The sequence below is a fragment of the Armatimonadota bacterium genome, from assembly GCA_017993055.1.
Taxonomy (GTDB): Bacteria; Armatimonadota; UBA5829; order DTJY01; family DTJY01; genus JAGONM01.
Genome location: JAGONM010000066.1, coordinates 1 through 7,699, shown reverse-complemented (window position 1 = coordinate 7,699; position 7,699 = coordinate 1). Strand labels below are relative to the sequence as shown.

Annotated in this window: 9 protein-coding genes; 7 read left to right on the top strand and 2 right to left on the bottom strand. The window is 59.7% G+C overall.

The features are described from left to right. The first annotated feature begins 84 nt into the window (after positions 1-84). The 7 genes from KBC96_15155 (at position 85) to KBC96_15125 (ending at position 5,844) form a co-directional block, all read left to right on the top strand. Positions 85-1,407: an ABC transporter substrate-binding protein gene (locus tag KBC96_15155; protein ID MBP6965730.1), complete on the top strand. Its 1,323-nt coding sequence runs from the start codon at positions 85-87 to the stop codon at positions 1,405-1,407. 9 nt (positions 1,408-1,416) lie between these two features. Further along, the gene (locus tag KBC96_15150; GenBank protein ID MBP6965729.1) at positions 1,417-1,596 is read left to right on the top strand and encodes a Trm112 family protein; all 180 of its coding nucleotides are present in this window, start codon (positions 1,417-1,419) and stop codon (positions 1,594-1,596) included. After that, entirely contained in the window at positions 1,593-2,030 is a 438-nt protein-coding gene (gene aroQ / locus KBC96_15145; GenBank protein MBP6965728.1) for a type II 3-dehydroquinate dehydratase, read from the top strand. Before KBC96_15150 ends, aroQ begins: the two co-directional genes overlap by 4 nt. Positions 2,031-2,033: 3 nt before the next feature. Further along, on the top strand, positions 2,034-3,119 hold the full coding sequence (locus KBC96_15140; GenBank protein ID MBP6965727.1) for an aminopeptidase P family protein: 1,086 nt from the start codon (positions 2,034-2,036) through the stop codon (positions 3,117-3,119). Positions 3,120-3,144: 25 nt separating this feature from the next. After that, entirely contained in the window at positions 3,145-3,612 is a 468-nt protein-coding gene (locus KBC96_15135; GenBank protein MBP6965726.1) for a universal stress protein, read from the top strand. A gap of 10 nt (positions 3,613-3,622) precedes the next feature. Continuing rightward, positions 3,623-4,822 (top strand): cation:proton antiporter, encoded by a 1,200-nt coding sequence (locus KBC96_15130; protein MBP6965725.1) that lies wholly within the window; start codon positions 3,623-3,625, stop codon positions 4,820-4,822. Positions 4,823-5,037: 215 nt separating this feature from the next. Further along, positions 5,038-5,844 carry a phosphodiester glycosidase family protein gene (locus KBC96_15125; GenBank protein ID MBP6965724.1) on the top strand — a complete coding sequence of 269 codons (807 nt, stop codon included), beginning with the start codon at positions 5,038-5,040 and terminating at the stop codon, positions 5,842-5,844. A 61-nt stretch (positions 5,845-5,905) separates the two neighbouring features. Here KBC96_15125 and KBC96_15120 read toward each other — a convergent pair whose 3' ends face one another. Both KBC96_15120 and KBC96_15115 read right to left on the bottom strand, forming a co-directional pair. Next, positions 5,906-7,216 carry a Gfo/Idh/MocA family oxidoreductase gene (locus tag KBC96_15120; GenBank protein MBP6965723.1) on the bottom strand — a complete coding sequence of 437 codons (1,311 nt, stop codon included), beginning with the start codon at positions 7,214-7,216 and terminating at the stop codon, positions 5,906-5,908. A 19-nt stretch (positions 7,217-7,235) separates the two neighbouring features. Further along, a partial coding sequence (locus tag KBC96_15115) for a hypothetical protein (GenBank protein ID MBP6965722.1) occupies positions 7,236-7,699 on the bottom strand: 464 nt, incomplete at its 5' end.

Genomic DNA, 7,699 nt, shown 5'->3' with positions numbered 1-7,699 from the left:
CGTTGACTGAGTCCGCCCACACTGGTAGAATATAGCCCGTGCCTCATGGCGGATATTCACGCCGATAGGCCTCGGGGGTTGTGCGTGCACAGAGCGAGAATGGTCCTTGCGGGGTTCGCTGTCCTCGCAGTCAGCTTAGCGGGTGGTTGCGGACGGATATCCAACGGATCGGACGCAGACCGCAAAGTGATCACCGTGTGGCATCCATGGGGAGGCACCCAGGCGGAGGCGTTCGCGGCAACCATGAAGGCCTTCGAGGCGGCGCATCCCGGCGTAGAGATTCGACCTCTATTCACACCCAACGATCTCTCCAACAACCAGAAGTTCTTCACGTCAGTGGCGGCAAACCGACCCCCCGACGTGATCTACGTTGACGGCCCGCAGGTCGCCGAGTGGGCCGAGCAGGGAGCCCTTACCCCCCTGGATGACCGCATCTACGCAGGCGGCATCAAGCCGGACGACTACTTTGCACCGTGCTGGGAGCAGTGCGTGTATCGAAACAGCGTGTGGGCGATGACGTTCTGCGCCGATCCCAACTTTGCCTTCGTCTGGAACAAGGACCATTTCAAGGAGGTCGGCCTAGACCCGGAACGCCCTCCGAATACCATCGCTGAACTCGACCAATATGCCAGACGGCTGAACAAGTGGCGGACGATCGGCGCAACCCGAAAACTGTCCCGGGTCGGCATCATCCCCTGGGCGCAGTACGGCGCGTCGAACTCCATGTTCACCTGGGGATGGTCGTTCGGCGGCTCGTTCTACGACCCGGCGAAACAGCGCATCACGGCGTCCGACGCAAGGGTAGTCGAGGCGCTCGAATGGATGTGCAGTTACGCAAGGGAGTTCGACATCGAGAAGATAGAGGGGCTGGCGGCGGGCTTCGGCACCGCGGAACAGAACCCTCTCTACACGGGCAAGCTCTCAATGACCTGCCTCCACATATCGGGAATCGAGGACATCAGGAAGTACGCGCCGAACCTCAACTACGGTATCGGGTACATTCCCGCACCGCCGTCAGGTGAGGCCCACAGCTCATGGGTCGGCGGCTGGTGCATGGCGATTCCGAAAGGATCACGCCATCCGAAAGAGGCGTGGGAACTGATACGCTGGCTGTGCGCCGATCCGGACGGTACGAGAGTGGTCGGCAGGAACACAGGACTCTTCCCGGGTTGGCGGAAGTCGCCGTACCTTGCGGAAGTACGCGGAAAACCAGGTTACGACATGTTCCTGCGGATTCTCGAGGAGTGCCGTCACCAGAGGCCGGTCATGCCTGCTCAGGCGTACTACATGGGGTCTCTCCAGAGAGCGGTGGATTCGGCCCTCTACGGCCGCAAGACTCCTGAGAAGGCTCTGATGGATGCGCAGGTCGAGACCCAGCGCGAACTCGATCTGGTGCTTGGAAAGTAAGGTTTGCAGATGAAGGAGATTGACGACAAACTGCTCCATATCCTCGCCTGTCCGGCATGCGAGGAGCGGCCTCATGTGGAGTTGAAGGATAACAGGCTCTACTGCCAGAAATGCGGTCGGGCCTACCCAATTCGCGACGGAATACCTGTGATGCTCGTGGACGAGGCGACGATGGAGGACCAGCCATGATCAGGATACTCGTAATTCACGGTCCCAATCTCAATCTGCTGGGCGAACGCGAGCCTGGAATCTACGGACTGTCCAGTCTGGCAGAGATTGACGAAATGATCCGCCAGCGAGCCGCAGAGATCGAAGTTGACGTGCGGATCAGCCAGTTCAACAGCGAAGGGGACATGATCGAGGCGATCCATGCGGCGCGCGATTCCGCAGACGCGATCGTGATCAACCCGGGCGCATTCACCCATTACAGCATCGCCATCCGCGACGCCCTGGCTTCGGTCGGCGTTCCCACGGTCGAGGTGCACCTTTCGAACATCCATGCGCGGGAGGAGTTCCGACAGAAGTCCGTGATCGCTCCGATATCCGCTGGTCAGATATCCGGTTTCGGGGCCTACAGTTACGTCCTCGGCCTCGAAGCGGCCAAGAAACTGCGCGAGGAGTGAATCTTGGTGACTGACAAGCGACTGCTGAGACTCCGTGAAGCGCTGTGTCAACGCGGTCTTGGCGCAATGATCGTGTCGGACCTTGTGAACGTGCGCTACATGAGCGGGTTCACCGGATCGTCCGCTATACTCATCATCTCTGGAGACTGCACGATACTGCTGACCGACTCTCGCTACACGGAGCAGGCATCGGTCGAGACCTGCGGCTGCACGGTGACGACTGTCAGGGGCAACATCCTCAAATCCGTGCCCGAGACCGTCCGGAGACTTGGTCTGAGCCGCATCGGCTTCGAAGAAGCGTCCCTGTCTTACGCGGACTGGCGTCGGCTGAAGGATGCCCTGCCCGACGTTGAGCTCTCTCCTGTGAAGAATATCATCGCGGAGTTCAGACTCGTGAAGGATTCGGATGAGATGGCACTCATTCGGAACGCGGCCGAGGTCGCCGACGCGGCATTCGATTACATCAGCCGTGAAGTTGCGCCCGGTATGACCGAACGCGAGATCGCCCTGGACATCGACTGCTTCATGAGGAGGCACGGTGCCGAGGATTCCGCATTCGAGACACTGGTCGCTGAAGGAGCGCGCTCGGCGATGCCCCATGCCAAGCCTCAGGACAGGCCTGTGCGAGACGGGGAGTTCATCCTGATGGATTTCGGCGCGCGGGTTGACGGCTATCATTCCGACATTACGCGGACGGTCGTACTTGGGCCACCGGATTCTCGGAAGCGGGAGATCTACCAGATCGTGCTCGATGCTCAGAGCGCGGCCATCGAGAAGATCAGGCCCGGAGCTACAGGCAAGGAGATTGACGCCGCCGCGCGCGATCACATCGCGGCCACGGGATACGGCGAGAACTTCGGGCATACGCTCGGCCACGGCCTCGGCCTCGAGATACACGACACGCGAATACTCGCGCCGGACAGCGATATCGTCCTGGCCGCCGGGATGGTGATGACCGTCGAGCCGGGAATATACATCCCGGGCTTCGGAGGCGTTCGAATCGAGGACGACGTTCTGGTCACGGAATCCGGCTGCGAGGTTCTCACTCGATCGCCGAAATCCCTTGAATCCCGAGCATCATTGGAGTAATACCCAACGGAGGGGAGCGAACGCAATGTACAAGACAGTGATGGTCACACTCGACGGCTCAGAACTGGCAGAAATGGCGCTCGTCCACGGCCTGGCCATCGCGGCGAAGTTCGAGGCCAAGTTGATTCTCTTCGCCGTAGTGGAGTCCTATCAGGTATACCCGCAGCCCGGAGTGGTCGCACCCGTCGCCGGGGTACCGATCGGCGCTGACGATGAAGTCGCCCAGGTCCGCGACTACCTGAGGAGTCTCGCAGAGCAGCACGACCACACCGGACTGGAGATCATCGTCACCGTGAACCAGGGCGATCCGGCCACCGAGATATGCGACCATTCCAGGGCAGTCAGCGCGGATCTGATCGTCATGTCCACACACGGCCGCTCCGGCATCCGGCGTTGGGTCTACGGCAGTGTAGCCGACCGCGTGCTTCGAGGCGCCCCCACACCCGTATTGCTGGTGCGCACGTCATCCGAACAGGCCACGGAGACCGCATAGGAACACAGGCATGGATCACGCCGGAACCCTCGAGCCCGCCCGAGTCATACTGCAAGTACTCATAATGCTCTTTGCGGCGAAGATCTTCGGCGAAGCATCCGAGCGCCTCGGACAACCTCCCGTGCTGGGAGAGCTACTTGCCGGTGTCGTACTCGGAGTAAGCGTGCTGGGGCTTATCTCACCAAACGACGTTCTGCACGTACTCGCTGAGTTCGGTGCAATCGTCCTGCTCTTCGAGGTCGGACTGGAAAGCGACCTGGAGGAGTTCCTGCGCGTGGGCGGCTCAGCCGCTGCGGTAGCTGTCATCGGTGTCGTCGGGCCGTTCGTGGTCGGATACCTCGCAGCACAGTGGTTCGGCCTTGACTCCCTGACGGCCATCTTCATCGGCGCAACACTGACGGCGACCAGCGTAGGCATCACCGCCAGGACGCTTAGCGACATCGGGCGACTGCGGACACCTGAGGCGAAAGTTATCCTCGGAGCTGCGGTGATTGACGATGTCATCGGCCTGATCATCCTCGCAGTTGTCGCAGGGTTGGTCAAGACTCACACCGTATCCGCGTGGGGAATCGCCAGGATATCGCTTCTCGCCGTAGCTTTTCTGATCGGCGCGGTCGCGATTGGAGTTCCGGTGGCTCCCCGTGTCCTCAACATAGTGAGACGCCTTCGAACTCGCGGTACTCTGACGGTCAGCGCGGTCATATTCGCATTCGGCATGGCGTATCTGGCCCACCAACTCAAGTTGGCCACTATAGTCGGCGCGTTCGCCGCCGGACTCGTACTCGCGAAGACAGAGGACCAGGCCCACATCCAGGAGCGGATCAAGCCGGTGGCAGACATCTTCGTCCCGATATTCTTCGTGATGCTGGGGGTCTCTGTTGATGTGATGGTTTTCAGCCCCGCAAGGTCAGGCAGCGCCGGAGTCCTTGCACTCACAGGCGCTCTCATCGTGATTGCCATTGCTATGAAGCTCTGTTCGGGACTGGGAGTCCTCCGCCGAGGAGTTAAGAGGCTGGCCGTCGGAGTCGGGATGATTCCTCGAGGTGAGGTCGGCCTTATCTTCGCAAGCTTCGGGCTTGCGAATGGAGTCATAAAGCAGGATCTCTACTCCGCGATCGTGGCGGTCATAGCGGTAACCACCTTTGTAACCCCTCCGCTCCTGAAGCTCGCTCTACGGAGCGGAAAGAAGATAGTCGAGGTGCCGAAATGATACCGCATTCCGACCAGTAGACACTCAGCACTCACGGCCCGGCACAGCCAGTGTTTGACAGCTTCATGTTGCATTATTGACCGATTCATGATATACTATGACTGGGTCAGGTAGGAAACACTTGATCCGGCTCACTGCAACCGAACGGTTGCCGTCGGGCGAATGCTGCTGCGGGACCCGGCATTCCGACGCAAGTGTGGAAGGGGGGTCCGAATATGCGGCGCACACTGCTAGCACTACTGATCTGCCCGTTCATGGTCGGCCCGTCCTCGCAGGCCGACGCGGCGAGTAACATCTCCTACCAGAAGCGCTGGTTGCACGACGTGTCCGTTCACGTCATTACGGCCAACCTAAACGCCAAGTCCGTAAGGGTTACCCCCGCTCTGGCGAGGCACGGGGTTGGGACGTCGGAAGGCTTCGGTTCGATGGTATTCCGACTTCAGCCCACCGCAGCGATAACCGGCACCTACTTCTGCGTCAACGGACTTACTCCAGTGGCGGACCTCGTCATAGAGAGTAACCCCATCTCCTTTGGCTGTGTCGGTACCGCAATATGCTTCACCGGGGACAACAAGGTCGAGTTCAAGCGCACCTACCTCGGCAGACGCGACGACTGGTCCGGCTACGTGTCGGTGATCTCCGGCGGTCCGAGACTGGTGTCCGCAGGCGTTGCGTACGTCTCTCCAAGCTCCGAGGGCTTCAAGGACGGGGGTATGTATCGCGCGGCCGCCCGAGCCGCAGTCGGCGTGACCAAGAACAACAAGCTGCTCCTCGTGACGGTCAACAGCCCGGTGTACCTGAGCAAGATGGCGAGGATAATGAGAGACCTCGGCGCGGTTGACGCAATCAACCTTGACGGGGGCAGTTCCACCGCTCTATACTACAGAGGCCTGGTGCCAAGCCATCCGGGCCGCCGGTTGACCAATCTGCTGGTCATCTACGAAACCGACGAAGCCTACGCAAAGGCAAGGGATTTTCTGAACCCTCGACCGATGTTCGCGACCGGCTCTTCGCGTTCGTAGCAAACAAAATGGAGGCAGTCCGACGGGACTGCCTCCACTCAATTGTCGACTTCTTGCCTTCCTACCCCGCACGCATCCTCAGTCGAGACTGGTCAAACACCATCATCTTGTTCTTGCGATACGAGGTCTCGGCCATGCTGACCATAGTCTGCACACGAACGCCTAACTCGATACCGCAGTTCGGCTGCTTGTTCTTCCGGATGCTGTCGAACATATTCTTGTGATGCTCGACCTGGCTCTCGCCCGGGCCCTTCCGGGGTTCCGAGAACTCCTCAAGTTCGTCCACGTAGGGTCTCTCGGGCTTGACCGTGAAGCCGTCGCCGATATACATCGTCCCCTTGTTGAAGCGGATGATGTCCTGCAGACCCTGCTCGTTGACGGTGGAGCCGGCCAAGTAGATCATCTCCCCGCCGGGGAACTCGACCATCATCATCGTCGCGTCTGCAACATCTCTCGGTGCACCATAGCCCTTGTCGCTCTTCGTGATGTCGCTGCCGATGCAGGCAACACGCTTCGGGAAATCGGTGAGATTCATCGCAATCATCAGTGGATAGAGACGGTGCGGCCACAGGTCACCGATGATCCCAGTGCCGTAGTCCCAGTACTTCCTCCAGCGGAAATACCGCTCCGGATCCCAGTCGCGCTTCGGAGCTGATCCAAGCCACATCTTCCAGTCCAGGTTTCCGGCGTTCGCATCCGGGTCGATGTGATAATTCCACTCGCCCCCCGGATTGTTGCGGCAGTAGCTTCCCTGGGCCCACAGCAGTTTGCCGACCTTTCCGTCCTTGACCACCTGGCCCGCTTGATGCCATCGGCTGTCGGAACAGCCTTGAGAGCCGACCTGAACAAGGCGGTTCGTACTCTTTGCCGTCTCCCACATCTCCATCGCTTCATCGAGATAGCGAGTCATCGGCTTCTCCACATAGACATGCTTGCCGGCCTGCATTGCCTCGACAGCGATCTTGCCGTGCCAGTGGTCCGGGGTCGCAATGACGACCTCGTCAACATCTCTCCGCTCCAGTAACTTGCGATAGTCTCCATACACGGAGGCATCATCGACCTGGGCCGTCACTTTTGCCGCGTTTCGGCGCTTCTCGAACACATCGCATACCGCCACAACCTTGATGTTCTGATCGGCCTCCAGACCCTTGAGAGCGTGGAGATGACCTCCGCCCATGCCGCCTACGCCGATGACCCCCATGTTTATGCGGTCATTGGCCCCAATCACTCTTCCTGCGGCGGGCGCGACTCCCGTCGTCGCAGCGATGACTCGGTCGCCGAGCAGAGTGCCCGCTACCATCCCCGCAGCCGTCATTCCCGCCGATCTCATGAACTGGCGTCGTGACAGGCCCTTCTGATCCTTCTGTTCCATTTACCTGACGCTCCTAACTCTACTGTTGTAGTTCGAACCACTCACTGAGGAAATCAATCTTCCCTCCGGAGTTCACAGCCTCATTCGCCTTGATGGCCACAACCGCTGACTGATACGACTCGATCGGGCCACAGGAGGACTTCAGGTCCTCGCGTATACTCCTGGTAAAGTTCTCCAGGGCGAAGTAGATCGCCTCCTTCGCCGTCGCCGACTCCGCTTCGTGCCCCGGCTCCTTTCCGGCGGCGATTAACTTCGTCGCGTCGGCGACCAGGCATATCCCCGACTCGTCCATCGTCGGCTCTTTCCGAGCATAGACCTCCCAACCGAGCAAGGGTGCATCGTCTTCCTTGATCATCCACCCCCTCTTCTCCCTGAGCAGCAGGGAGTTGTTGCTGCCCTGAAACAAGATGTACGTATTGCTGAACGAACTGGCAAGCGTGGAAGAGAATACCATGTTCACGCCGTTTGCGTACTCGAGTACAC